Raw genomic sequence first — 26,510 nt, forward strand, 5'->3', positions numbered from 1 at the left:
GTGTAACTAGTGTCAGTTAGTCCATCAGAAATCAGGGGAAACGCTTCACAGATCCATAGTCTAACTAATGAAGTAAACAGTACTTCAAAAAAACTGCAAAGCGATTATACACAATCGGCCAGCTATTGGACCGGTACGGCTTCTAAGGCATTTCAAAGTGAATACAACGAGCTGGATAGCGAAATGAAGACCCTGCTCACAATGCTGGGTAGGCTCGAAAGTGGGGTCCAAAGAGTGGCTTCAGAAGTGATCCGTGCTGAACAGGAAAGAGAAGAAAAGCGAAGACTAGCAGAGAAGGCGGCGCAAGAGGCACTGAAACAAAAGCAATTAGAAAAACAAAAGCAAAGCCAGAAGTAATGACAGGGTTGTTGAGATATAAATGCTTTGAAAGGAGGTGAATAATGTGGCGGGAAACAATCTTACATTTAATCCGGATCAGGCACTAGGTGTAGCTAAGTCTATTAAAACCAAAGCAAATAATGCAGATACTCTTATCAAACAATTGCAATCTGAAATTCATGCCGTTAGCGGTTGGTGGCAAGGAGAATCACAAACAGCTTTTATACAACAATTCGATGGACTTATGCCTAGTTTTAAGGAAATGGTTCTCTGTGTAGAGAATATCAGTAAGAACCTAACGCAAATTGCTAACATCAAGCAACAAGCCGAGCAAGAAATGGCAAGTAAACTGCGTGGAAAATAATGCTGGCATACATAACAAGGCAGATTTTGAGCCATCTGCCTTGTTAGTATGATTTTAATGTGAATTTATTTGGGGGGATCTGTAAGTGAAGCTGACCGAACAACAATACATAACACTGGCATCAGTTGTAGAAGCAGCAGACGGTCTCGAACTGACGGATAGTCTGGCTTTTGCTGGTGCAGCAGCCTATGCCTATAGAGATGAGCATGATGATAGATTAATTATCTTTACATATAAAGGAAAAGATTGGCTTGCGGATCTGCAGTCTCTGTTAAGCGGTCAGAGCAGCATGCCGGAGGAAGCATCAAGATTTTTATTAAAAAACAAAGGGGAGAAGGATTGCCAGGTTACTGGTTATTCCATGGGCGGTGCCTTAGCTCTTTATGCAGCAACGGTTAATGAGGGGATTGGTGGTGTGGTATTCGATGCACCAGGTATAGCAAACATTCTGACTGTGGAGCAAAAGGGAAAGCTTCAGGTTAAAAATATTGTGGCTTATAACAGTCTTGTATCCGCGTTAGGCAAACACAACGAAGAGATTGTATTTGCTAAATCGGGTATAGAAGAAACGGAATTTCTAATTCCTGATTCGCTTTGGCAGCGCTATACCTTTGACGCTGAGGGGAATGTGATTATAGGTGAAAAAGGGAATGCCTATGCTTTGCTATCCAAGATTAATATCCTAACGGAAGAGCATACGCCTGTTTTTGATGCTGTTATGAGTGGATTTGGGGATACCGTCGGACTAACAGAAGCTGCATCGGACCATTTGGGTTACGTGATATTTACCTTAATAGATCAGTTGGATGTAGGAAAAGTGCGAGGTGCACTGATTGAAATTGCCCACAAATATGAACGAATGTTGGATGCGAAGTTCAGCGAGTGGAGAACCGAAATGAATAATATTCCGGAATCCTTCTTATTCGATGACATCTCTGCGAAATTTGAACAACTATCTGAAGCAGCCATGCTAGAGGCAGCGGGAATAGCAGAAGAGCTTAATGAAATCACGCAAGCTGTCTTATCCATCCTACTGATTTGCAGTCCGGTAGGGGATAAGCTGATGGACCATGTAGAGGAATGGTTGAATAAACTGACAAATGCCCTCATGGAACGTATGGAGAAACTAACGAACCAAATGACATTACATCTAGATAAGGTGGTTGAAACAACCATGAATCAAATGCTCAAATTTCCAGAATTGAAGCTGGATTTTGAATTCTGATTACTAACTGGAATCGCCATCAAAAAGGAGTGAAGCCAGCATGAAAAAGATTTATACAAGGAAGGTGTTGACTCTGATGTTGATATTATCAATGTTCAGCTTTATGGGATGTGGCTCTAGAGAGGAGAAAAGTGAAAAGAAAATTTTGAGCTCCTTGCAGGAAAAGTATGGCGAGGAATTCATCCTTGATGGCATAGGCGGCGGTTGGGGAACGATGAACAACAATACATTGAAGGCGACTGTGCATCCTAAGAAGGATGACACGATTAATGTACGGGTGGAAATCACGAAGGATTTGGAAAAGGTGTATGACAACTATTTAAACCAGGTGGTAGCAAAAAAAGACGAACCAATGATTCAAGCAATCGCTGCTAGCATTTGGCCTGACAGTAAAATTATCGTTGCCAACGAAACGGGGTTGGTTTACCCCAAGCATAACAATACAAAGCTTTCCTACGAGCAATTTCTGAAGTTATATCCAACGAATACGCTGGTGATTTCAGTCTATTTAAATAGTGATAACTATGTTGATGGTAATGGAGATATGGACCAAGAGGCAGAAATGAGAAAATATATGGATTTTGCAAAAATACTAGCAGAAAATAAATATGTGAGTAGTCTGATAGGGATAGGATACCTCACTCCAGAGGCCTATGGTCGATTAGAAGAGGTCAAAAAGGCAGAGGAAAGTGTTGACATATATTTTAGTGACGAAACTAAAAAAACAGGAATTATTAATATAGTTACAATGGCTGGATTCAAATTAGGAGTTGATGGAAAGATTGTAGAATCTCAAGACAAGATTAGAGAATTCTTTGATATATGGAAAGAGGACAGAATAAAAAGAATGGAACAAAGAGGGGGATTGTAATGGACGATACGCTTACAGAGGTAGAGTTAAAGCAGATCTCGCAACTTGTTTATTTAGATATACTCAACATTAAGGATTTGGAAAAAACTTATGCATTATATAAAAAAATCACTCTCGGCGAAGTTCTCAACTTCTACGCTTCTCCCGCAGGTCAGCAACAATTAAAAGAACGCTTTCCTGACGATCTTAACGGAGTCAAAGAATACAAGCAGTGGAATGATCTCATAGAGCAGATGAATATATCTGATTATCAGAATTGGGAAATCTCCAATATCGTCTCTCATAATAAAAAAGAGGAATCAGGTTTTGTTGCATTTACAGTAGATACCAAGAACGGGGCAAAGGTAGCGGCGTTCCGGGGTAGTGAACCAATGGATAACCCGCTTTACCATAATGACTGGAAAAACAACGGAACAACTGCATATGCCCTTGAATCTTTACAACAGGCGGAAGCTAAAGAATATATGAATAATTTCAAAATAGATGCGGGTTATGAATTGTTTCTGACTGGGCACTCGCTAGGAGGTAATCTAGCCCTATATTCCTCTTTTATATTACCTGAGAATTTACGGAACCAACTAACTTCCGCATCAACGTTTAATGCACCGGGATTTAATGGAACCTTGCTTGATAAACACAGGGCCACTATAGACGAATTGAATGAGAATGACAGAATTAAAGAGTTCAGAAATAAAAATGACATCGTTCCGGCCCTATTTCAAAATCCATCGGCAGGTATTTACATTGATACTGAATCTGAAAGGAATACCGTCCTGCCACATCATTCCTTATTCTCACTGAAGATCGACGGGAACAATGAGTCCTTTCAACGTTCAGAGTCACAGACTCGGGCTTTGGTTCCTAACCTAGTGCATAATATTACAGTTGGTCTGGAAATTGTGCCGGGCCCCCTAAAGGAAGCATTGGTCGAAGGGGTTTTCAAAGTATTGGATGGGGAAGTAGATCTGCGGCCATTAGCGTTTGCGGGAGTAGCCGTAGTTGGACTTTTAATGGTGACAGTTGGGCCCGTTGCAGTTGTTACTGCGGCGCTTACTGCAGCGTTAGCTGCGCTCGTTGTCACTATAAAAGCTCTGGTTGCGCTTTATATGATTGGTTTTGTAATTGACAGTGTGATTCCCTGGATTGAGCAAAGGGTGGAGGATATCAAGGAGAGAGTAGTTTCCTTTTATAATCAAAGTGTTGAATTTGTAACGAATATGGTGACAGAAGCTGTCCGAGTGACTAATTTGATCGGTGATAAAATTGCGGAGTTTTCACAAAAGGTAAAGCACGCAGTTTCTGATTTTATGACGAAAATGAAAGAGGGCTTCAATCGTTTTGTAGAGAATGCCATTCAATATGTTGAAGCTCAGAAGGAATATTGGATTAGTGTAAAAGACAAAGCGATGAAGAAAATGGGGGATATATTCCAAAGTGTAAAATCTAAAATTAAGAAAACAAAGGAAGAATTTATCGCTGGCGCACGCACGATTAAAGATTCAGCGATCAGCAATGTTAAATCGACCGTAACGAAAACCATTACGAAGATTGCAGTTGCATCTGCTAGTGTCATTCAAGGAGCTAAGATCTTGGCGAATATGGATAAACTGGAGAGTCTGCAGAAAAGTCTGGTGCGTAAGGAAGAGAGCATTGCTGAAGTCGTCGAGAGGATATTATCTATAGCTTCTGGAGTAAGTTCTAACGTGGGCAGGGCTTACAGTGAATCTTATGTTCAAGCTCAATTAAGAGAAGTTCAACGTTTAAGCAATGAAGTCCGGACGCAGAAAAATCGTGTAACAACAGCGATAAACGGAAAAACTGCAGGTTTAAGATACACTGTTACAAAATATCGAGAGATTGAATCTAAAATTGTTGCTGCTGCCCGTGCAAGTACTACCACAATACACCTGAACTAATTATATCAGGAAATAGAAAGATAAATTTGAGAGGAGCAATTATATGAAAAAAATAATTAGTTCGCTGCTTTTATTACTAATGGTATCCCTGATGACTTCTGCATTTTCAGGTTTTGCAGCAAGTCTTCCATTGAGAGTAGTAGTAAATGGAGAAAAAGTTATTTTTCCAGACGCCCAGCCTTTTATCGATGCGCAGCAAAGGGTACAGCTACCCGTGCGTTTTATAAGTGAAGCGCTTGGAGCTAAGGTGTTATGGGACAGTAAGGCTAAAAAGGCAACAATCTCGCTTGAAGGCAAAACAATGGGTGTCTATATCGGGAAAAAGAGTTATGAGCTCAATGGAAAAACAAAACAAATGGACACGGCTGCATTGTTCAAACAGTCAAGAACTTTTGTCCCACTTCGATTTGTATATGAAGGACTCGGTGTAAACGTGAAATGGGATGATGCTGTGAAGACGGTCTACATCACTACTCCTTCAGGTGAAATAGCTACCTCTGATAAGCCTGCTACGGGAGAATCAACGAATGGAGCCAAGACGGTAACGATTCATGGGTTTGAAATCCCGTATACCCATCTGGGGGCCAATCTAGAGTCGACTTATATTACCGATTCACAGCTGACAGTATACAACAATGATGATCGGAAAGCAGGTCAGTATCTTTTTCAAATTACAATTACATTTACTAATATAGGCTCTGACCCTGCACTGGAGGCGAAGGAAGCGGAGAATATTCTTAGACAAAACATTGAGGGCGATGTCGTAGATTCGATTATGAAGTATGTTAGAACAAAAACAAAAAGAATGGATGAGCTAGATTATAAAGTCTTCCAAAGCAAAGATTATAAAATTGATGTAGACTCTCCTGGTATGGGGGATATAGGAATCGCAGTATGGCCGAAGTAGGAGAGGTGAAGGTATGAAAAAATCGATATGGCTTAGTATAGTGACAATATTCTTATTCCAATCTATAGCTTCTTCAGTTTTCTCTGAAGAGTCAGTGAATGATACTTCTAACAATCTTCCAAAAACAGCGACAGCTGTTATCGAGAAGATCAATAAAGATATGGCGGAGCTCTATAAAAAATCTAATTATTACACAATGGAGACTAATAAAGGAAAGTTAAGAGAGGATTTGTTACAAAACCAGATAAAATCTAACAATAGTAATTTTGAGATTGTCTATGGTGGAAATCATGAATGGCTTGAGCATAGCAATATGTTTGCTTTTTCCGGGTATTCGATTGATGGGGACTCGGTCTCAACTGAGGGAGCTCCATGGTATGCTGGATGGAGCGGGATTCAAATTCAGAATTTTAATATGATTAAGGAACCTTGGAAGGACTCTGGCGTAAAATCAAGCTACAAAATTAGAAAAAATGATTTTGATGCATTTGTAGGTAGGGATATTGAGTATCTAGTGAATTCCGGCGGGACTTTTGAGCAGGCTATTCTTACTGGACTAAACCTGAGCTATGCCGGTAAGAAATATGAACGGTTCATCTATAACAATCAAGACAAGGAGTATAAAGACAGGGTTGTATACACTCAGAATACTACACCGTCTAAGGGAGGGCGATGGTTAGATTATGTTCACGTCCTGCAACCGCCTACCTATCTGTCTTGGGGATCAGGGAGGATTTACATCCAAGGTTCTAACGGAAATATTACTTACTTAGGCATTCCTATCGCACCGTTTATTTTGCAGGTAAATGATTTATCCCCTCATTTCGAAACTTTGCCAACCGGCGCGGTAGCTGGACAAGAGGTAACCGTTGGAATCAGACTCAGATCCAGCTTCGCCACCCAGAAAACAACAGATTACGCTTGGAAGATCACGAGTAACGGAAAGGAAATCCCTGTAAGATACCATGGTCATGCGTCAACGTTAGCAGGTGAAATTATGCTTGCGGCTAATACGGCTGACAATATTCTTTTCGCGACATTTACAATGCCTGATGAGGACGTATACATCCAGTTTAATCTGAACAGGCTGAAGTCACCTAATGAAGTCTTTTACGGAAATAATGAGATTTACGGATGGATTAAGAAGGTCAACTCGATGCCAACAACTAAAGGCTCCTTCGATCTGGATTATAATGTGTTATCGAAAAAAGTGAAATTCGGGTTAGCCGATGGCGCTGCTATAAAGGCTGTTCTACAACCGCAATATTCTGATTTTACTTGGAGTGGGAATGCTACAGGCGCTTTGGAAGTAATCAATAATACGGATACTATCTATCGTTATTTCCGTGTGGAGAATAATCCGCTGGTTAACGATGCCGCCAGTACTATAGTTAGACAACCTGACATCATAGCTAGTCTACAGCGCCCTGATTTTGGTGATGATCCTGTTAACGGTAAGTGGTACATTAATCCGGCTCCGTATACACCTAATCAAAAGTCAGGTAATATCAGTTTCCAGGGTACTGTGAGCAGAAATTTCACTCGTAATTATCAGGTGTGCAGCACAACAAAGAACGGGGAAGGTAAAGATGTTGAATCTTGTCAAACATATACGGAGAGCGGCAGCACTTCAGCTCCGTTTACACCAGGTGAGGATGTCAAAACCATTCGGACTTATATTTATAATGGGGCCAAACAAATAGCACCTAAGCTGTACAAGAATTCAATAGACAAGAATAAAGCGGATTCTTTGATTCGAAAGCTCTTCTGGACAAGTGAGCCTTACAATTATAATGTAATCCGCTGGATGGCTCATGAAGATGAGAATAAGAACTTACAGGATTGGACGAAAGTAAAGGGGCAATTCGAGCGAATCTTCACACAACAGGCAAGCGGAGACATCGGCTGGAAGGTAGAGAATAGCATGGCTCAAGCTTATAAGAAAGCCAGAGCTACCGCTAAAAAGATGCTTAACGACAAATCTAATTATGATACCGCCGTGTTTGCGACGGATAAGCAACTTCAAGGGTATGATTATCCGATTAAATCCGGATATTATTTTAATCCTGTTGGAACGTATACCTTTACACTGGAGACAGTTACGTTTAAAGATACGGATAAAGACACGAAGGACCATAAGGATCTTGTTGAGGAACTTACGAATTCTTTCCGATATGAAACTGATCTTATGTATATCAATAATGATAAAGTTGCGGTCAATCTGCGGAATGAACCACTGAGCAAAAACGGGAATAACTTTGCAAGAAAGCCAGCAGCTTTATCCGTAGAGGATAACACCGGAGTGAATGATGCAAAGTTGCTGACGGTGGAGAACAGCTTTACTAAAGATGTGGAAGAGATCCCATATTCACAAGAAAGAGAAAGTGATAAAGGCACCCATGAATTCTGGAAGAATATATTAGAGGGTTACTCACAGTCTAGTACACTGGGAAGCTTCAACAATTTCAAATACCGTGAATATGTGGGCTTGAATCAGAATATGTACAAGATCACGGAAAAGTCTACGGTGACGATTACGATTAATAAGGACCATATTCCTGTCTATACTACAGCTGAAATGCCAGATGGGAAGTACTATGTTAAGGCTTGGCTGGCAGATGTGGAGCTCTCCAAGAGTACCAACGCGTACAAATCACTGGGCAAGCTTGTCGGCATTAAGCCGCTGGATCAAATTGAGGTTACGGTAAAAGGCTCTATGTTTGATGACTTAAATAATTAAACATCAATAGTCTCCCTTCATGCAAAAAAGCATGAAGGGAGTTTTATTATTGTGATAGCGCTTCATCCAACGTATAATAAGGGCTGTTGATTGTTTTATTTTATATTAATTTTTATTTTCAAACTGGATGGCGGATTATTGCTTAATGGAGAAGGGAGATAGTTGCTATGAAGTTATTGGGAGCGATTGAAGCAGGCGGAACGAAGTTTGTATGCGGAATTGGTTATGAGGACGGTACCATTCTGGACCGAGTTAGCTTTCCGACAACAACACCGGAAGAAACGATGGGACTCGTAATCGACTATTTTAATGGGAAGAATGTAGAAGCTTTTGGTATTGGATCGTTTGGACCGATTGATCCCGTGCTGGACAGCCCTACTTATGGTTACATAACAACGACACCAAAACCTCACTGGGGACAATATAATTTGGTAGGTACAATGGCTGAGCAATTTAACGTGCCGATCGGTTTTGATACGGATGTGAATGGTGCAGCGCTTGCGGAAAGTAAATGGGGAGCGGCTAAAGGTCTGGACAGCTGCCTTTATATTACGGTTGGGACAGGCATTGGAGCGGGAGCAGTAGTTGGAGGTCAGATGGTGCATGGATTGTCTCATCCTGAGATGGGACATATTCTAGTTCGCAGACATCCAGAGGACACGTTTGAGGGCTACTGCCCTTATCATGGCGATTGCCTTGAAGGGTTAGCCGCAGGTCCGGGGATTGGCAAACGCTGGGGACAACCAGCAGGCGAGCTGCCTGTTGACCATCCAGCTTGGGATATGGAAGCTCATTATCTTGCACATGCACTTATGAATTACGTGTTGATTCTGTCTCCCGAAAAAATCGTAATGGGCGGTGGTGTCATGAAGCAAAGCCACTTGTTCCCGCTAATTCGTACCAAGCTGCAGGAGCTGCTGAAGGGTTATGTTCAGCATCCAGCGCTAAATACCGACATCGATAATTATGTTGTGCCACCGCAGCTTGGAGATAACGCAGGACTTGCAGGTGCGATTGGACTGGCAACTTTAGCTTTGGCAAGAAACTAGTATAAAAAGATATTGACTGTTAGGAAATATATGGTATTGTAGGATCTAACAGTATAGCATTTAATGAGGGAGCACCTCTTTCACGTTTATCGTGAGAGTGGTGCTTTTTTGCGTTTTCCGAGTCTGACAGTGTGGCATTCACATCAGCGAATAAGTAGCTCAGACCGGTAGGTATAGTGCTTGCTGAAGACTAGAAAGGCAGGGATGAATATGCAAATTGTATTTATGAATCGCTTATCCAGAATATCTGGGGTGGATCAAGAGGTGTTCGCTCAGCTATGGATTGGAGAGGAAGAAGGAGTGTGGAGTCTGGGCTGGCGTGATTTTTCAGGCGGTGAGGAAACACAGGAGCATTTGTGGTACGCGGGTGGTTCATGGAATGAAATGCTTTGTGTTTACAGGCATGAGCTGGCGGTGAAGATGGGGGATGGCTATCGGCCGTTGATTGATGGCGTATTTCATGAAGAAGACGGCCTTACCGGGCGTAATCAGGAGCAGCTAAGGCTGCAATATTACAGTGAATATAATGGGAACGAAGCTATTTATGAGGAGTTATGTGCTTGGCGCCGCAGCCGAGCTTCTAGTGAACGGAAAGCCCCTTACATTCTTGCCAGCAATCGTTTGTTACGTTTGATAAGCACTTTCTTGCCGCATACACCAGAGGAGCTGCTGCAGATCCCTGGTGTAGGGGAAGGAAAGGTAGCCCAATATGGCACGGATTGGTTGGCTATAACCTCTACGGCTGCAAGGGAACACTCCTTTCCTTTGAATTGGGTACACCAAGAAATTGAGGAGGATTCTTTTGTATCCTGGCTCTATAAACAGAAAGAGGTCAAATATAAGAAACAGCTAGAAAGACTGCGATTACGGCGAATTCTGCTGCAAGGGATCGAGAATGGGTTAGGGTTAGAACAGCTTAAGGTGAACAGTGGAGTGAACCGTCGCGAACTGATTGAAGCGGTAGAGGAGCTGGAAAGAGAAGGTTATTGCGTGGAGAAACTGATCGAGGTAGAACTGAAAAATGTGCCGCAGAATGAGCAGGAGGCGATATGGAATGCCTATGCAGAGGTAGGAGATCTTTTTCTAAAGCCAGTGCTGCATAAGGTGTATGGGGAGGATTTTTCAGCAGCAGAAGGGCTGGATAGCTATTATGAACGTCTGCGGCTGATCCGCATTCATTTCCGGCGGGAGCAAGCTGCTAAAGTGGGCATGGCGACCAGTTTCTAGTAGCTTTTTATCATATCAAAAAGACGAAGGCTTCCTTACACCAAAGGGTTAAAGGGCCTTCGTCTTGCCTATTCGTCCGTTTATTTTCATAGCCATTCTTTCTTGCGGAATACATACAGCATCCCACAGCCTAACGTCAACATTAGACCTATAACGGCAAAATAACCGTATTTCGTATGCAATTCCGGCATATGATCAAAGTTCATCCCATAGATTCCGGTAATTACGGTCAAAGGCATGAATATCGTTGTAATCGCGGTAAATACTCTCATAATTTCATTGGCGCGGTTGGCGATACTGGATTGGTAGGCCTCACGTAAGTTGCCCATGAGATCGCGGTACGTCTCAAAGGTTTCGGATATTTTAACTGCATTTTCATAAATGTCGCTAAAGTATTTCTGCAGCTGATCATCAATCAGACGGAGGTCTTTTTTATTCAGGGTATTGATAACCTCTTTCTGTGGTCCCAGCATCTTCTTTAACCATAAGATCTCACTTCGCAGACCGATAATCTCACTCAGATGAGATTTCTTGGTATGCATTAGGATATCCTCTTCAAGCTTCTCAATCCGGGCTTCAATTCGGTCACCTACGGAGAAATAATTATCTACGACAAGGTCGATAAGCAGGTAAAGGAATTGGTCGGGTTCGCTAACCTCTTGTTCCCATAACATGGGCTTCAGGACGCGTAGCTCGTGAATCTTTTGTTTCGTTACAGTAATAATATAATGTCTTCCCAAGAATATATTGAGCGCCCGCAGGAAGATTTCCTCATCATCAAAGCGGATGCTGTTTACAACAATAAAGTAATGACTTTCGTATATTTCGATCTTTGGACGTTGATCCTCTTCACTAAGGCAATCCTCAACAGCGAGATCATGCAGGTTGAACAGGGGCTGAAGCAGCTCCAAATCCTCCACATCTGCATCAATCCAATAGAACCCTTCTGTTGGGGGTGTCAATGTTTCATCAATTTCATCAATAGGTGTAAAAACCCCTGCATTCACCAGCCGGATTTTCATCTGATTCCACTCCTTCTATCCCCGGGTCTTCACCAGGGACTGCTAATTAAGCACAGAGAAAAAATCAGCTTGGCCGGCGTTACAATCAATACAAGAGGCCGAATGACGATTCGAGGGCATGAAGAAGAACTGCTCCCGCCGCCGGCAAGCTGATGATTATCCTGTGTGGTTGCTCATTCTGTACACTTAATTGCGAGCTCGGGTCGCCTTCCATTCTTCTTCTCACCTCTTCTTTTCGTTCAGGTATGAAATACTTGTCTAGTATAACAACGGAGTATGCCTCTTTCAAGCAAATTTATTGTTACTTTGAGGCTACTTCAGCATTGTATGGACTTGACGAAAAGGAGGTTCATGATTTAAAGTAAATTTTAAAGAAATTTAATTGAATACAGCTAAATCTTATCAAGAGCAGGTGGAGGGACTAGCCCTATGAAACCCGGCAACCGGCGTGTGAACGCACGGTGCTAATTCTTGCGGAACTTTGCTGACGACTAAACCTCGTCCAAAAGTTTCTGGCAGATGAGAGAGGCGCATATGACTGTAGATATGACCTTTCTCGTTTTCCGAGAAAGGTCTTTTTATTGTTCAGAAAGCCGCGATGTGACAACATAACCTAAATACAGTTAAGGAGTGGAAAGACAATGCCAATTAAAATTCCCGACAGTTTACCAGCAAAAGAAATACTATCCGGTGAAAATATTTTTGTGATGGATGATAGTTTGGCTTTCCATCAGGATATCCGTCCACTAAGGATTGCTATTCTGAATCTCATGCCGACTAAAGAAACGACGGAGACTCAATTGCTGCGTTTAATAGGAAATTCACCGCTACAAGTTGACGTTACCTTGCTGCATCCACGCTCACATACTTCTAAGAATACTTCTGCTGAGCATTTGAGAAGCTTTTACAAAACTTTTGACGAGATCAGCCACCGCCGTTTGGATGGTCTTATTGTTACAGGAGCACCCGTAGAGCAAATGGAGTTTGAGGAAGTATCCTATTGGGAAGAGCTAAAAGAGATTTTTGAATGGAGCAAGGATAACGTGACCTCGACCATGCATATCTGTTGGGCGGCACAGGCAGGGTTGTATCATCATTTTGGTGTTCGTAAAGTGGCTTTGCCTGAAAAATGTTTTGGAGTATTCTCCCATACGATTAACCAAAATAACATTAAATTGCTGCGCGGCTTTGACGAGGTATTCCATGTACCGCATTCCCGTCATACCGATGTCTCCCGCGAAGATATTGAGAGCAATCCAGATCTGCAGATTCTGGCGGAATCCGAAGAAGCTGGTATGTATCTAGTAGCTACGACCGACGGCAAACAAATATTTGTGACCGGACATTCCGAATACGATCCATTATCCTTGAAATGGGAATATGATCGTGATTTGGAGAGGGGCATGGAGATGGCCTTGCCGAAACACTATTTCCCTAAAGATGATCCAGAACAAACACCTCCTGCAGTGTGGCGTGCACATGCCAACTTATTATTCTCTAATTGGCTCAATTACTATGTATATCAAGAGACACCTTACGATATCGACCCGATTGTTTATTAAGATCAGCGCTACATTACAATTTAGGAGGCATTTATCATGGACGACAAACTTAGGATTGAAAGCAGACTGGCACAAATAGGTTCACAAGAAGATCCGGCTACCGGAGCCATTAATTTCCCTATCTATAATGCTACGGCATTCCGTCACCCGAAGCTTGGGCAGAGCACAGGTTTCGATTATAGCCGTACCAAAAGTCCAACCCGTTCCGTACTAGAGAATGCGGCTGCGGAATTGGAGTCTGGTGATGCAGGTTTTGCCTGTAGTTCTGGGATGGCAGCTATTCAAACCATATTTACCCTGTTTGGGCAAGGCGATCACTTGATCGTTTCGCTGGATCTTTACGGCGGGACCTATCGTTTGTTGGAACGAATTATGTCCAAGTTTGGAATCACTGCTTCCTATGTAGATACGAATGATTTGGATGCGCTTGAGGCTTCACGTCTTCCAAATACGAAGGCGATATTTATTGAAACGCCAACGAATCCTTTGATGATGGTTACGGATATTGCAGCCGTTGCTACTTGGGCCCGTCATCATGGGCTGCTCACAATTGTAGACAATACACTGCTGACTCCATTTTTCCAGCGTCCTCTGGAATTAGGTGCGGACATTGTAGTCCATAGTGCTACCAAATATTTGGGCGGACACAATGATGTACTTGCGGGTCTTATTGTATCTAAAGGAGCTGAATTATCCGCTGAAATAGCGATTCTACATAACTCTATTGGCGCTGTGCTTGGGCCAACAGACAGTTATCAGCTGATGAGAGGCATGAAGACACTGGCCCTGCGTATGGAACGGCACGAGAGCAATGCGCTAGCAATTGCCCGCTATCTACAAGAGCATCCGGCGATTGCGGAAGTGTTCCATCCAGGCCTGCCGGATCATCCGGGATATGAAATCCAGAATCGCCAGTCCTCGGGCAATACCGGAATTTTTTCTTTCAAATTAAAAGATGCCAGATACGTAGAACCTCTGCTTCGTCATATCCGGCTTATTGCCTTCGCGGAGAGCCTCGGCGGGGTTGAATCGCTAATGACCTATCCTGCAGTACAGACGCATGCGGATATTCCTGTGGAAATTCGGAATGCGGTGGGTGTAGATGATCGATTGCTGCGCTTCTCGGTCGGTATTGAACATGCGGAGGATCTAATTGCTGATCTTGGTCAAGCTTTAGAGGCTGCGCGAGCGGAAATCGAAACGAAGTAAAAGTAACGGCAACCCAGATCGGCACCGAATGCTGGGAAATATCGAGGATCTATCTCACCGTTGATTTAGAGCTGGTGTTGGACGCAGGATGAAATAGAGCTGTCTCATAAGCCGGGAATTGGCTGCTGGGATAGCTCTTCTTTTTGGACTTTTTGCTATTGGACACAGCTGACCTTAGACACAGCATTATTACACATTTGGAATGTTAACGGACTCCACAGCAGCTATTGCGCTAAAAACCAGCCTTCATGAGTCTCTTGTCAAGGAATAGCGTCGCTGGAGTCCAGAACTATGCTCCAAAGGCTAAATACTAACTAATAACGTCATCTGTGTCCGGCAGCCTCAAGGAATTTTGATTCACCGGGTGCAGGCAGCAATGTAAGGACTCTTTCTGCTGGATGGTATCTTGCTAAGAAAGTAAAAAGTTTTTCAAGCTGTTCAGATTGTGATACGATGAGGAAATGAACTGTTCATTTATTAAAATATAAGGTATAAGTTACATACTATACTTTATCCTTATGTTACTACGAGAAACGGTTGTTATCTCTAAAGGACGACAACGTTATTTTTCTTGTGATTTTGTGAATCTACCATATCCCTAAGGGTTTAAAAGGAGGATGCGAACGATGAGTACGATAGATCTTATTTTGGATAAAGCCCTGCGGGGTGACCGTCTCCAATTGGAAGATACCATCCGACTATTCGAGAGCAACGAAATTGAGAAAATGGGTGCTGCTGCAAACACTATTATGGAACGCTGGCATCCGGACCCGTTAGCCACATTTGTAATTGGCCGTAATATTAACTATACGAATGTATGTGATGTGTACTGCCGTTTTTGTGCTTTTTACCGCAGACCAGGCTCGGATGAAGGCTATGTGCTGCCAGATGAAACGATTTATCAAAAAATTGCTGAAACGATTGCTGTTAATGGTACAGAAATTCTTATGCAAGGTGGAACTAATCCTAACCTTCCATTTAGCTACTATACAGATATACTGCGCGGAATTAAGCAACGTTTCCCTGAGATTACAATGCACTCCTTCTCTCCTGCTGAGATTATGAAGATGAAAGAAGTATCAGGATTACCACTGGAACAAGTGGTTCGTGAAATTCATGCTGCGGGTCTGGATTCCTTGCCAGGCGGAGGCGCAGAAATTCTTGATGACCGTACACGCCGCAAAATCAGCCGGCTAAAAGGCTCGTGGCGCGAGTGGATGGATGTAATGCAGACAGCACATAAAGTGGGTATGAATACAACAGCAACAATGGTGATTGGGCTTGGAGAAAGTATGGAAGAACGAGCTTTGCACTTACTACGTGTACGTGAGGCTCAGGATGAGTGTATTGCCAACAAATATGATTCTGAAGGTTTCTTGGCCTTTATCTCATGGACATTCCAGCCGGACAATACCAACCTGAAGCTGGACAGACAAACGCCTGAGGAATATCTGAAGACGGTAGCGATCAGCCGCCTTGTGTTGGATAATATTAAGAACTTCCAATCTTCTTGGGTCACTATGGGGCCAGAGGTCGGCAAGCTCTCCTTGCAATATGGCTGCAACGATTTCGGCAGCACAATGATTGAAGAGAACGTAGTATCTTCGGCGGGTGCGACTTATAAGGTAAACATCGAGTCGATTACTCAGCTGATTCGCGAAGCAGGCAAAGTTCCAGCGCAGCGGAATACACGTTATGATATTCTGCGGGTGTTCGATGATCCTAATGCGAAGATTGATAATGATTTTGTAATGCAGAACTAATATATATTAATTATTAATCAACGCTTGATGCTTGTTAATCCTTAAGTGGATTACTGAGCATCAAGCGTTTTTTTTGTAAGGTTAGGATTACGATCATTAGCAAGCCTTATTGCAGAACACATCTGAATCTTCGCTTGTTATATCATCCGCTAGGCGTACGGACCCAGTGGACCTTAATTGCAAATTCAGCGCTTCTTGAGTCGGGGTTCGGACCCCAGCGACGCTATTCCTTGAAAAGAGCCCCATATAGGCTGGTTTTTAGTGCAATAGCGACTGTGGGGTCCGATAGCATAGGGAAAATCGGAAAATGTGGCGTATAAGAGCATCAGTGTCCGATAGAGCTGATGTATACGAACAATATGAACTAATGTTAACTACACAAACGAGGGTTGGTGTGGAGTACGCCTTTTAACGAAGCTTTATATAAATGTGAACATAAAAATATTTTTTTATTTCTTTTTACCCATTCACATTATTATCCAAAAGTGATATCATAATCATATCAAAAGAATATCTAGTGGGGGTGCTTTTATGAAAGAGAAAACGCTTCGTCCTGTCAGTGGATTTTGGGTTCTCGCCTTAATTGCAGTTTGTTTAGCTGGGGGAATTTATGGTGCGGTTCAAGAGTATGTCGCAGTGCCAGTCATTCTGTTCGTTGTAGCTGGGGTATTATGTACAAGTGTTACGGTTGTGCAGCCCAATAAGTCGGTTGTAGTTACCTTTTTCGGGCAATATGTAGGGACTATCGTGACAAGTGGCTTGTTTGCAGTCATTCCGTTCAGTTTGCGCAAGACGGTTTCCCTCCGCGTACGTAACTTTAACAGTGTCAAGCTGAAGGTTAATGATGTGGAAGGTAATCCGATTGAAATTGCTGCAGTTATCGTATTTAAGGTAATTAACTCTGCAAAAGCGCTTTTTGATGTAGATAAATATATGGCGTTTGTGGAAATTCAAAGTGAAACAGCGCTGCGTCATGTGGCCAGTAAATACCCGTATGATAACTTCAATGAATCGGGCATGTCCCTGCGGGCCAATGCAGATGAGATTGCTAAAGAATTGGCAACCGAGCTGCAAGAACGTTTGTCGATATCTGGTGTAGAGGTCATTGAAGCGCGGCTCACACACTTGGCTTATTCCACAGAGATTGCCAGTACAATGTTGCAACGTCAGCAAGCATCTGCAATTCTGTCCGCTCGTCAAATCATTGTTGAAGGCGCCGTGGGCATGGTCGATATGGCGATTAAACAGCTTAAAGAGAGTGGCGTGGTTGAGCTTGATGAGGAACGCAAAGCGGCGATGATTAATAATCTGATGGTTGCGATCGTGTCGGAGCGCGGAGCGAGTCCGGTCATTAACGCCGGCTCGTTGTACTAAGGCGGTGCATCATGGCGGCCAAGAAAAGCTTTCCACTGCGGATTGATCCGGATTTACATGAGGCGCTGGAACGATGGGCGGGAGAGGAATTTCGCAGCGTAAACGGACATATCGAATACTTGTTGCGTGAGTCTTTGAAGCGTGCAGGCCGCTTACCTGAAAAAAAACGGCGAGAGGAATAACCATAGAAGGGCTGTTTCAGCATCCATGTATTGGCTGCAAGAACAGTCCTTATGTGTGTCTTCTGACTGTGTTTCTATCATTTTGGACCCTTTTCTGACTTGACTGTCAGAGAGGACAGATTTATAATTACTCCATAATTCACGTTAACAGCATTGACGAAGATATGAGTTGATTGTTCTGGACCGTTCAGAGAGAGGAAACTTAGGCTGAAATTTTCTCCGGCATCCTGCTTTCGATTTACCCCTTTGTAGCTGCGGTTTTGAATTCCCTGCAATGGGATAGTAAGAGCTGCCGGTTCATGGTCGTTACTCCATGCTTACGAAGGATTCTATCTTCACTCCGCTTGAGGATTCAAGGGAGGCTAGAGAGAATCGAATTTGGGTGGAACCACGGGTGTAATCGCTCGTCCCTTTGCGGGACGGGCGTTTTTTTGTGTGCGTGGATATTATTGTTCCGCAAAGGTTAAAGGGCCCTTAGGCTTAATTATATGAAGGAGGAATTAGCAATGTCAGTAAGTATTAAGCTTCCGGACGGTTCTGTCCGTGAATACGCAGAGGGTAGCAGTATTGATGATGTAGCAGCTTCTATTAGCAGTGGCCTGCGCAAAAATGCAGCAGCGGGGAAATTGAACGGTATCGTTGTAGATTTATCTACTCCCCTTGAAGAGGGCGCACTGGTAGAGATCGTAACTTTGGATTCACCTGAAGGTCTGGAGGTTATGCGCCACAGTACAGCTCACTTGATGGCTCAAGCGGTTAGACGTTTGTTCGGAACAAAAGAAGTTAAGCTTGGTGTAGGTCCGGTCATTGAAGATGGCTTCTACTACGATATGGATCTGGAACATCCTCTAAATCCTGAAGATTTGCTCAAAATCGAAAAGGAAATGGACCGCATAATTTCGGAGAACCTGCCGATCGTGCGCAAAGAAGTTAGCCGCAAGGAAGCACTTGAAATTTTCGGTGAGCTAGGTGATCCTTACAAGCTGGAATTGATCGAGGCATTGCCTGAAGATAGCGTAATTTCTATCTATGAACAAGGAGAATTCTTCGACCTATGCCGTGGACCCCATGTGCCGTCGACTGCTAAGATCAAAGTCTTTAAATTGATGAATGTAGCCGGTGCTTACTGGCGCGGCGACAGCAAGAATAAGATGCTTCAACGCGTATACGGCACAGCTTGGATTAAAAAAGCTCAGCTTGATGAGCATCTTCGTCTGCTTGAAGAAGCGAAGAAACGCGATCACCGGAAGCTCGGTAAAGAGCTTGAAATCTTTACATTTAATCAATTGGTAGGACAAGGCTTGCCAATCTGGTTGCCTAAGGGTGCCAAATTGCGCAGTATTCTGGAGCGTTATATCGTAGATCTGGAAGCAAGTCTTGGCTATCAGCATGTATACACACCAGTTCTGGGTAATGTTGAGCTGTACAAAACTTCAGGACACTGGGAGCACTATCAAGAGGACATGTTCCCTAAGATGACTATCGACAATGAAGAATTTGTTCTTCGTCCAATGAACTGCCCGCATCACATGATGATTTATAAGAGCTCAATGCACAGCTACCGTGATCTGCCGATCCGTATTGCTGAGCTTGGTATCCAGCACCGTTATGAAATGTCAGGCGCATTGACTGGCTTACACCGTGTACGCTCGATGACTCTTAATGACTCCCATATTTTCTGCCGTCTGGACCAAATTAAAGGCGAGTTCATTCGTGTAATCGAATTGATTAAACAGGTATACAGTGACTTTGGTATTAATGACTACCGTTTCCGGTTGTCCTATCGTGATCCTAAGGATACTGAGAAATATTATGCAAATGACGAAATGTGGGAAACTGCACAGCGGATGTTGCGTGAGGTTGTAGAGGAAGCTGGACTGCCGTTCTACGAAGCAGAAGGCGAAGCTGCATTCTATGGTCCTAAACTTGATGTGCAAATTAAGACTGTATTAGGTAAAGAAGAGACTCTGTCTACTGTACAAATCGACTTCTTGCTGCCTGAACGTTTTGAACTGGAATATATCGGCGATGATGGTCAAAAACACCGTCCAGTCGTTTTACACCGCGGAATCTTGGGTACAATGGAACGTTTCGTTGCCTTCCTGTTAGAGAACTTTGCGGGCTCGCTGCCGCTTTGGTTATCTCCACAGCAGGTTAAAGTAATTCCTGTATCGACAGCGTTCGACGATTATGCCAAGGAAGTTACAGACAAGCTGCGTCGCCGTGGTATCTCTGCTGAAGCAGATCTCCGCAATGAGAAGCTGGGTTATAAGATTCGCGAAGCACAGCTTGAGAAACTGCCATACATGTTCGTAGTTGGCGAGAATGAGATGAACGCTCAGACGGTTTCCATCCGTAAACGCGGGGAAGGCGACATTGGAGCTAAGCCGCTTCAAGAAGTGATTGAGCTCTTGTCTCAGGAAATTGCTGATCGTGTGATCTCCTAGTTTCTTGTAATTAACAACACCAAAATTACGTCTAAATAAGACCTCTGTTATATGCCAATGAGGATCAACTTCTGATCTTCATGTATAAAATTTTGTGAATCGGGAAACCTTCGCTAATAAGGGGGAGGTTTTTCACATGAACAAAATGGGCATATTTCAGAGGTTTTGGTGTCTTTTTGTCACCATCGTTTTGCTATTGACCGCTGCTGGAATCATTCCAGAATCTAAGCAACAGGCAGTAGGGGCCATTGGGACAGGAGACACTTTACAGCACACGGGTATTAACAAAACGCTATCGAACGAGTTGCAATATACCAAGGCTAATTCTGTGTTTATGAGAACTACAGATGATAAGGTCATTCTTACGACTGGCCGTGCCACACTTATGTCAAACGAGGCGCATTCCGTCGCACCTGTATTACCTGCAACAACAAAAAATAAACCAGCAGCGACGAAGGCACCGCAGAGCACCAAAGCTCCAACCACTAAAGCAAACGGTGGCAGCGGATCTTCCAAACAGTTACCAAATTCTATTCCTGTAGCCGCACCTGCGGAAGACCAGATCATTACTTCAATGAAAGTGATGGCGACTGGATATACTGCGGGTTATGAATCTACAGGTAAAACATCTAAACATCCCGAATATGGAATTACCTATTCAGGGGTAAAAGTGCGCAGAGACAAAAATACAGTCTCAACCATTGCTGCGGACCCTAAGGTTTTGCCGCTGGGGAGTATTCTTTATATACCGGGCTATGGATATGCCATAGTTGCTGATACAGGCTCGGCTATTAAAGGGCGGAAGATTGATCTGTATTTTGCTACTACGAAACAGGTGTATAAGGAATGGGGCAAAAAATCAGTTGTAGTTCAACTCATTAAGCGTGGTAACGGGACTTGTACGGAAGTCATGCTGAAGAAGCTGAGCCAAGCGATTGAGACTTACAAAGCAGTACCGCAATCCATGCTCGAAGAATCCATTTAAAGGGATTGAACTTATTTTCACTTGGTCATGCATAATAGTGACATCACCTTGCCATAATACGGACTGGGGCAAAGCAATTGCCTCTTCCGAGATGTTCTCTTAGTAAGCATATTCTATGCTGCATAAGAGAAAAGGAGGTGAATTCCGTGGCCAATAACAAGAAATCTAAAGTACAAGAAAATTACAAAACACCAAATGAAAAATACAATGCTGAGTTTGCTGTTGAGAATGACGGCGCTACTAAGCAAAGTGGAAATACTTCTAAACCAGCTCAGAAACCGCAACAATAATGCGCTGACTGAAGCAGAAGACTGCTGAAAAAAAGAGACTGTCCAATTCAGTTAATTACTGAGGGACAGTCTTTTTTCATATATAATGAAGTAAATAGAATTTTATCCCATTCATCTCAGTCTAGAGACCGAGGGGAAGTTCCTTCTCTCGCCGCTGTTTCTCAGTACTTCATTCCTGTAGACTAAGGCTATAAGATTGAAGAAGAGAGCGTTCCACTACTTTAAAGGGGAAATGAATGATGAAAAGAAGGTTCACCAGCCAGGTTTTAGGCGGCCTGATCCTGATAGGGATTGGAGCTATGTTTCTACTGAGACAATTAGGTTACACTGATTTCAGCTTAGGTTACCTGATTTCGAATTATTGGCCGGTAATTTTGATCCTAATGGGAATGAACCGGCTTTTAGGTACAGGGGATGGACAATCCAAAGGTTCTTCACCTATCGGCGGCTTTTTCTTTCTGGCGATCGGAGTGTTTTTCCTTGGACGGAATTTAGATTGGTTCGATATTTCAGCCGGGGATTTTTTCAAAATGTTCATTCCAGTTATGTTGATTGGCGGCGGACTTTATGTGATTTTTAAACCACGCGGTTCAGTACCACCACCTGTGCCACCAGCTCCATCGTCACCACCAGATCACTTTCCTTCAGGAAAAAGCTCACTAGATGTGGAGCCGCCCAAACCACTGGATTCCACACTTGATGAACAATTTGAGCAAAAATTTGGCAAGGCTTCTGGTCAACGCGACTGGAAGGACTATCTTCAAAAAGATGAAGAAGACGATGAGGACGAAACAGGATCTTATAAGTCCAGCGCTGAAGCACGTTGGCAAGAGAAGCAGGAACGACACGAGCGCAGACGTCAGGAACGTCATGAGCGTCATGCACATAGACATGGTAAATGGCATGAGGAATTCCATGAATCAAATAATCAAAAGGAATCGACCAATCGCTCTGCTTTTATCGGAGATGTCCACATGGGGCGCGAGCATTTCCAACTGAAGAACACGAATATCTCGCAGTTTATCGGCGATACCGTACTGGATCTGACGAATGCACAGATTGCTTATGGCGAAACGAGGATTAATATTTCCGCTTTTATAGGCGACATTAAAGTGTACATTCCGAATGATATGGATCTTGGCATCTCGGTGAACAGCAGTTCTTTTATCGGGGATATGGAAGTTCTGGATCAGTCTCGCAGTGGGTTTATGAGCAGTGTACAGTGCAAGACTCCTTATTATAAAGAAGCAGGCAAAAAAGTCCGTATAAATGTAAGTGCATTTATAGGTGACATTAAAGTTAAAACGGTGGGTTAGATGGGGACAATCTTCAGTAATACCAAATGGTTGCTGTTGTTTTACTTTTTGCTCACTGGAGCGGTAAGTGCAGGATTGATGTATGCAGGCACTTGCCTTGGTTATATCGAAGTGAAGGATTATCGGATGTGGCTGTACTTATGTCTCGGGATTGTGTTGTTCACTGTAGTTATCGGCTATATGGCAGGCCAGCGGATTCAGCGCCGGATTGATCATCTGGATCTGAATATGCTGCAGGTCGCCAAAGGAAATCTGTCCGTACGGATGCCAGAAAGTGACGATCAGTCTTTTGCCCGAGTGTATCACGAGTTTAATGTCATGATGGATACGGTCGAGAATAAGATGCAGCTGCTACAGCGATTGGGTGAACAAGAGGTTATTGAGAAGGAACAGGCAGCGGAGAGTGCGGTGTTGGAGGAAAGAAGGCGTATGGCCCGGGATCTGCATGATACGGTGAGCCAACAGCTTTTTGCCATCCATATGTCGGCTTCTTCGCTGCCTAAAGTGCTGAAGGTCAATGAAGCTCAAGGTCAAATGGTCATGGACCAGTTGATTACAATGTCTCAGATGGCACAAAAACAAATGAGAGCATTAATTGCACAACTGCGTCCGGTGGAGCTGGAAGGTCGAAATCTGTTCGAGGCGCTGGAAAAATGGTTTCCCGATTATTGCCGCCAGAATGGCTTAAAAGGAATGAAGGAGCTCGAACTTCAGGGCGAGTTATCGGAAGCAATCGAACATCAGCTGTTCCTAATTATTCAAGAGGCGATGGCGAATATCGTGAAGCATGCCGGGGCTAGACTGGTGAGTCTATCGCTGCGTGAAGGATCAAGACAAGTTGTGCTGAGTATCAGTGATGACGGTCAAGGTTTTGAACATGTGCAGCAAAAACAAGGCTCCTACGGTCTCACCACCATGCGCGAACGCGCGGAGAAACTGGGTGGGCAAGTGGAGATTATTAGCCGCAAGGGTGCGGGAACGACGATCCGTGTACATATTCCTAAGTTTGTTCAAGGGAACCCAGAATTAGAGCAGAATAGATCGTTAGGAACAGATACACAGGACGAGGAGGAGTAGAGCATGAGTGTCATAAAAGTGTTGCTCGTAGATGATCATGATATGGTACGGATGGGCCTCAAAACTTATCTAATGCTGGAGCCTACATTCGAGGTCATCGGTGAGGCGGCGAATGGACAAGAGGCGCTGGAGATGCTGCGTGCTGGTGGACATGAAGGTCTGCCTGACCTCGTGCTGATGGATTTGATGATGCCAGTGATGAATGGTGCCGAGACCACAAGAGCAGTGCTGGCTGAATTTCCTGGCCTCAAAATCGTGATCCTCACCAGCTTCCTGGAGGATGATCTTGTTGTAGATGCTATAGAGGCTGGTGCAGTCAGCTACGTGCTCAAAACAGTGTCGGCAGAAGAGTTAATCTACGCATTGCAAGGGGCTTACCGCGGCATGCCAGTCATGACGGGTGATGTGTCACAGGCGCTGACCCGTGGTATTCGCCAGCGCACCGTGCAAGGTGATTCCTCCGGTTTAACAGAGCGTGAGAAGGAGGTCCTGCTGCTTATAGCTGAGGGCAAGACCAATAAGGATATCGGTGAGGAGCTGCATATCAGCATCAAGACAGTGAAGACGCATGTCAGCAATCTTTTGATGAAATGCGAGCTTGATGACCGTACCCAGTTGGCTATTTACGCTCATCGGAAGGGCTGGGCTCAGGGGTAGGACTTGTAGACTAAGGTGCATTACTATTTGAAATGGTTTTAGAAGCTCGGGCCGCGATGTTTTTCGCGCCCGAGCTTCTTTTTTTACTTTCCTGCCTAATCTCCTCCCATTTGCCTATATCTTTTATCTGCGCTTAAATTGTTTTTAATGTGACCTTAAGGTTTAAAGTACAAAATAAGAACATGAAAACAAATTAATCCTTGTCACGGCGACAGGAAGCAGGAGGAAAGATAAACATGGACGATAACAAAAACAACTTCAATCGCGACAATGGACCAGCACCAGATCGGGAATGGGACAATAATAACAATAGCAGCAATAATAATAATTCATCTGAAGCAGGATCATCATCATACTACTATTCTTACGGACCTTTTAAATCTTTGAACAAAGATGAGAATAACGCTGACGGTGGCGCACAGCACTACAATCGGATGGAGCCAGAACGTGTCGAGGTTACACCTCCACAGCCTGTAAAGCCATTACCTTATAACACATCGCTTCGCACCACTGGCTATGATGGCAATGGTGGTGGCCGCGGAGGAAATGGCGGTGGCGGTTCTGAAGGTGGCGGTGGCTGGCAATATAATAAAAAACCAAAAAGCTCGTTAAAAACAGTGCTGATATCATTCCTAGCCGGTATGGTCGTTCTCTCGGGCTCAATGTATATGGCAGACAGAGGTAACTGGTTTACGGGAGATACAGCTACAACGGTTGCTAGCTCCGGAACGAATGGAACGGCGAAGACAACGGGCGAAAGTGCAGGTGTTGCGCCTTCTACTTCTACTACATCCTTGGTGACTGGATCTCGTGATGTGACAGGTGTTGTTGATGCGGTGGGACCAGCAGTTGTTAAGATTGAGACACTAGTTAAATCTAATTCGCGTAATGGAAGCTCATCCAGCCCGAATCTGAGTGATCCCTTCTCACAATTTTTCTTCGGGGATCAATACAGTGGAAATGGTTCTTCCCAAAATGAACAGGATTCCAAATCAGGCTCGGATTCTTCATCACAGCTTATCCCTTATGGAATTGGAACAGGCTTCATTTATGAGAAATCCGGCTATATTTTGACCAACCAGCACGTAATTGACAATGCCGATGTAATCCAAGTCACCGTGGATGGAGTAACCAAGCCTTATGAAGCGAAGCTGCTAGGTTCTAGCAAAGATCTGGATTTGGCTGTGCTTAAAATTGAAGGAGATAGTGATTTCCCTACAGTAGCACTGGGAGATTCGGATAGCATAAAGGTAGGTTCAGAAGTGGTTGCTATCGGTAACCCGCAAGGCTTCGACCATACTGTAACTTCCGGTGTTCTTAGTGCAAAAGGACGCAGTATTGATATTAACGAAGAAGATGGCAGTGGAACACGTAATTACAAAAACCTGCTGCAAACCGACGCTTCTATCAACCCGGGTAACTCAGGTGGGCCGTTGCTCAACATGAATGGGCAGGTAATTGGGATGAACGTAGCCGTCAGCACGGATTCTCAAGGTATTGGTTTCGCAATCGCTGTGAATACGATTAAAGAAGTCGTAGATAAACTGGAAGCCAACCAAGCCATTCCGAAAGAGCCGGTACCTTTCATTGGTGCAACTCTTATGACGATTACAGATGAGGTTGCTAAGCAAATGGGTACGGATATTAAAGAAGGTTCTGTGGTTGCAGATATCATCTATAAATCCCCAGCGTATACCGCTGACCTGCGCCCTTACGATATCATTACCGGTGCGAATGGAACGAAGTATGCAACCAACCAAGATCTGATTACTTTCATTCAAACGTTAAAAGTTGGTGATAAAGTAACATTAAATGTTGTGCGCGACGGTAAAACAATGGATCTCTCAGTTACCATCGGTAACAAAAATGATTTTGATACAACGACTACACAACAAAGTCAGCAGCAATAATACCGGACGGTAAGTCACACGGAAGGGGCGACCCTTCCGTTTTTGTCTAATTGTGATGTAAACTGCTACAATATATAA

22 protein-coding genes and 1 riboswitch are annotated in these 26,510 nt (G+C 43.6%); of the genes, 21 read left to right on the plus strand and 1 reads right to left on the minus strand.

The window, feature by feature from the left end:
- Window positions 1-9 precede the first annotated feature (9 nt).
- From MHB56_RS22690 to MHB56_RS22730, 9 genes are all read left to right on the plus strand, one after another.
- Window positions 10-357, plus strand: a complete 348-nt coding sequence (locus tag MHB56_RS22690; RefSeq protein WP_076281074.1) for a WXG100 family type VII secretion target — start codon at window positions 10-12, stop codon at window positions 355-357.
- A 46-nt stretch (window positions 358-403) separates the two neighbouring features.
- Window positions 404-703, plus strand: a complete 300-nt coding sequence (locus tag MHB56_RS22695; RefSeq protein WP_036684485.1) for a WXG100 family type VII secretion target — start codon at window positions 404-406, stop codon at window positions 701-703.
- Window positions 704-788: 85 nt separating this feature from the next.
- Window positions 789-1,928, plus strand: coding sequence for an Mbeg1-like protein (locus MHB56_RS22700; protein ID WP_339190243.1), 1,140 nt, complete (start codon window positions 789-791; stop codon window positions 1,926-1,928).
- A 40-nt stretch (window positions 1,929-1,968) separates the two neighbouring features.
- Window positions 1,969-2,799: a hypothetical protein gene (locus tag MHB56_RS22705; RefSeq protein WP_341144038.1), complete on the plus strand. Its 831-nt coding sequence runs from the start codon at window positions 1,969-1,971 to the stop codon at window positions 2,797-2,799.
- Window positions 2,799-4,715, plus strand: a complete 1,917-nt coding sequence (locus MHB56_RS22710; RefSeq protein ID WP_341144039.1) for an Mbeg1-like protein — start codon at window positions 2,799-2,801, stop codon at window positions 4,713-4,715. The genes MHB56_RS22705 and MHB56_RS22710 overlap by 1 nt, the downstream gene beginning before the upstream one ends.
- A gap of 43 nt (window positions 4,716-4,758) precedes the next feature.
- Window positions 4,759-5,622 (plus strand): copper amine oxidase N-terminal domain-containing protein, encoded by an 864-nt coding sequence (locus MHB56_RS22715; RefSeq protein WP_339172584.1) that lies wholly within the window; start codon window positions 4,759-4,761, stop codon window positions 5,620-5,622.
- A 13-nt stretch (window positions 5,623-5,635) separates the two neighbouring features.
- Window positions 5,636-8,362 (plus strand): hypothetical protein, encoded by a 2,727-nt coding sequence (locus MHB56_RS22720; protein ID WP_341144040.1) that lies wholly within the window; start codon window positions 5,636-5,638, stop codon window positions 8,360-8,362.
- 167 nt (window positions 8,363-8,529) lie between these two features.
- Window positions 8,530-9,411, plus strand: a complete 882-nt coding sequence (locus tag MHB56_RS22725) for an ROK family protein (RefSeq protein ID WP_051491338.1) — start codon at window positions 8,530-8,532, stop codon at window positions 9,409-9,411.
- A 210-nt stretch (window positions 9,412-9,621) separates the two neighbouring features.
- Entirely contained in the window at window positions 9,622-10,638 is a 1,017-nt protein-coding gene (locus tag MHB56_RS22730) for an HRDC domain-containing protein (protein WP_341144041.1), read from the plus strand.
- An 86-nt stretch (window positions 10,639-10,724) separates the two neighbouring features.
- On the opposite strand, the gene corA is transcribed toward MHB56_RS22730, so the two are convergent.
- On the minus strand, window positions 10,725-11,660 hold the full coding sequence (corA, locus tag MHB56_RS22735) for a magnesium/cobalt transporter CorA (RefSeq protein WP_036684479.1): 936 nt from the start codon (window positions 11,658-11,660) through the stop codon (window positions 10,725-10,727).
- 396 nt (window positions 11,661-12,056) lie between these two features.
- A riboswitch (SAM riboswitch) is annotated at window positions 12,057-12,186 on the plus strand.
- A gap of 115 nt (window positions 12,187-12,301) precedes the next feature.
- On the opposite strand from corA, the gene metA reads away from it, so the two are divergent.
- The 12 genes from metA to MHB56_RS22795 all read left to right on the plus strand — a co-directional run bounded on the left by metA (window position 12,302) and on the right by MHB56_RS22795 (window position 26,432).
- Window positions 12,302-13,222, plus strand: coding sequence for a homoserine O-acetyltransferase MetA (metA, locus tag MHB56_RS22740; protein WP_076281068.1), 921 nt, complete (start codon window positions 12,302-12,304; stop codon window positions 13,220-13,222).
- A gap of 36 nt (window positions 13,223-13,258) precedes the next feature.
- Window positions 13,259-14,431 carry a PLP-dependent transferase gene (locus MHB56_RS22745; protein ID WP_076184683.1) on the plus strand — a complete coding sequence of 391 codons (1,173 nt, stop codon included), beginning with the start codon at window positions 13,259-13,261 and terminating at the stop codon, window positions 14,429-14,431.
- Between the two features lie 626 nt (window positions 14,432-15,057).
- Complete coding sequence (gene mqnC, locus MHB56_RS22750; RefSeq protein WP_076184682.1) at window positions 15,058-16,194, plus strand: cyclic dehypoxanthinyl futalosine synthase; 1,137 nt, start codon at window positions 15,058-15,060, stop codon at window positions 16,192-16,194.
- A gap of 531 nt (window positions 16,195-16,725) precedes the next feature.
- A complete protein-coding gene (locus tag MHB56_RS22755) occupies window positions 16,726-17,568 on the plus strand; it encodes an SPFH domain-containing protein (RefSeq protein WP_036684473.1) in 843 nt (280 codons plus the stop codon).
- Window positions 17,569-17,579: 11 nt separating this feature from the next.
- Window positions 17,580-17,750 carry a toxin-antitoxin system HicB family antitoxin gene (locus tag MHB56_RS22760; protein WP_036684471.1) on the plus strand — a complete coding sequence of 57 codons (171 nt, stop codon included), beginning with the start codon at window positions 17,580-17,582 and terminating at the stop codon, window positions 17,748-17,750.
- Window positions 17,751-18,256: 506 nt separating this feature from the next.
- Window positions 18,257-20,197, plus strand: coding sequence for a threonine--tRNA ligase (thrS, locus tag MHB56_RS22765; protein WP_076135889.1), 1,941 nt, complete (start codon window positions 18,257-18,259; stop codon window positions 20,195-20,197).
- Window positions 20,198-20,582: 385 nt separating this feature from the next.
- On the plus strand, window positions 20,583-21,182 hold the full coding sequence (locus MHB56_RS22770) for a 3D domain-containing protein (protein WP_175617330.1): 600 nt from the start codon (window positions 20,583-20,585) through the stop codon (window positions 21,180-21,182).
- A 146-nt stretch (window positions 21,183-21,328) separates the two neighbouring features.
- The gene (locus MHB56_RS22775) at window positions 21,329-21,472 is read left to right on the plus strand and encodes a hypothetical protein (protein ID WP_156113077.1); all 144 of its coding nucleotides are present in this window, start codon (window positions 21,329-21,331) and stop codon (window positions 21,470-21,472) included.
- Between the two features lie 236 nt (window positions 21,473-21,708).
- Complete coding sequence (gene liaF / locus MHB56_RS22780; protein ID WP_305954112.1) at window positions 21,709-22,788, plus strand: cell wall-active antibiotics response protein LiaF; 1,080 nt, start codon at window positions 21,709-21,711, stop codon at window positions 22,786-22,788.
- A complete protein-coding gene (locus MHB56_RS22785; protein ID WP_076126420.1) occupies window positions 22,789-23,865 on the plus strand; it encodes a HAMP domain-containing sensor histidine kinase in 1,077 nt (358 codons plus the stop codon). It begins immediately after the preceding gene.
- Window positions 23,866-23,868: 3 nt separating this feature from the next.
- Entirely contained in the window at window positions 23,869-24,522 is a 654-nt protein-coding gene (locus MHB56_RS22790) for a response regulator (RefSeq protein WP_036684464.1), read from the plus strand.
- A gap of 236 nt (window positions 24,523-24,758) precedes the next feature.
- On the plus strand, window positions 24,759-26,432 hold the full coding sequence (locus MHB56_RS22795) for a S1C family serine protease (RefSeq protein WP_248547671.1): 1,674 nt from the start codon (window positions 24,759-24,761) through the stop codon (window positions 26,430-26,432).
- Window positions 26,433-26,510 lie beyond the last annotated feature (78 nt).

Origin of the sequence: Paenibacillus sp. FSL H8-0315 (genome assembly GCF_038005365.1) — a bacterium.
In the GTDB taxonomy this organism is placed as follows: Bacteria; Bacillota; Bacilli; order Paenibacillales; family Paenibacillaceae; genus Paenibacillus_AQ; species Paenibacillus_AQ odorifer.

Coding starts and splice junctions, on each gene's coding strand:
- mqnC (WP_076184682.1), top strand. CDS start 15,058: ATGAGTACGATAGATCTTATTTTGGATAAAGCCCTGCGGGGTGACCGT.
- MHB56_RS22715 (WP_339172584.1), top strand. CDS start 4,759: ATGAAAAAAATAATTAGTTCGCTGCTTTTATTACTAATGGTATCCCTG.
- MHB56_RS22770 (WP_175617330.1), top strand. CDS start 20,583: ATGTCAAACGAGGCGCATTCCGTCGCACCTGTATTACCTGCAACAACA.
- MHB56_RS22755 (WP_036684473.1), top strand. CDS start 16,726: ATGAAAGAGAAAACGCTTCGTCCTGTCAGTGGATTTTGGGTTCTCGCC.
- MHB56_RS22730 (WP_341144041.1), top strand. CDS start 9,622: ATGCAAATTGTATTTATGAATCGCTTATCCAGAATATCTGGGGTGGAT.
- MHB56_RS22795 (WP_248547671.1), top strand. CDS start 24,759: ATGGACGATAACAAAAACAACTTCAATCGCGACAATGGACCAGCACCA.
- MHB56_RS22705 (WP_341144038.1), top strand. CDS start 1,969: ATGAAAAAGATTTATACAAGGAAGGTGTTGACTCTGATGTTGATATTA.
- MHB56_RS22745 (WP_076184683.1), top strand. CDS start 13,259: ATGGACGACAAACTTAGGATTGAAAGCAGACTGGCACAAATAGGTTCA.
- MHB56_RS22720 (WP_341144040.1), top strand. CDS start 5,636: ATGAAAAAATCGATATGGCTTAGTATAGTGACAATATTCTTATTCCAA.
- MHB56_RS22790 (WP_036684464.1), top strand. CDS start 23,869: ATGAGTGTCATAAAAGTGTTGCTCGTAGATGATCATGATATGGTACGG.
- MHB56_RS22710 (WP_341144039.1), top strand. CDS start 2,799: ATGGACGATACGCTTACAGAGGTAGAGTTAAAGCAGATCTCGCAACTT.
- thrS (WP_076135889.1), top strand. CDS start 18,257: ATGTCAGTAAGTATTAAGCTTCCGGACGGTTCTGTCCGTGAATACGCA.
- liaF (WP_305954112.1), top strand. CDS start 21,709: ATGATGAAAAGAAGGTTCACCAGCCAGGTTTTAGGCGGCCTGATCCTG.
- MHB56_RS22760 (WP_036684471.1), top strand. CDS start 17,580: ATGGCGGCCAAGAAAAGCTTTCCACTGCGGATTGATCCGGATTTACAT.
- corA (WP_036684479.1), bottom strand. CDS start 11,660: ATGAAAATCCGGCTGGTGAATGCAGGGGTTTTTACACCTATTGATGAA.
- metA (WP_076281068.1), top strand. CDS start 12,302: ATGCCAATTAAAATTCCCGACAGTTTACCAGCAAAAGAAATACTATCC.
- MHB56_RS22725 (WP_051491338.1), top strand. CDS start 8,530: ATGAAGTTATTGGGAGCGATTGAAGCAGGCGGAACGAAGTTTGTATGC.
- MHB56_RS22785 (WP_076126420.1), top strand. CDS start 22,789: ATGGGGACAATCTTCAGTAATACCAAATGGTTGCTGTTGTTTTACTTT.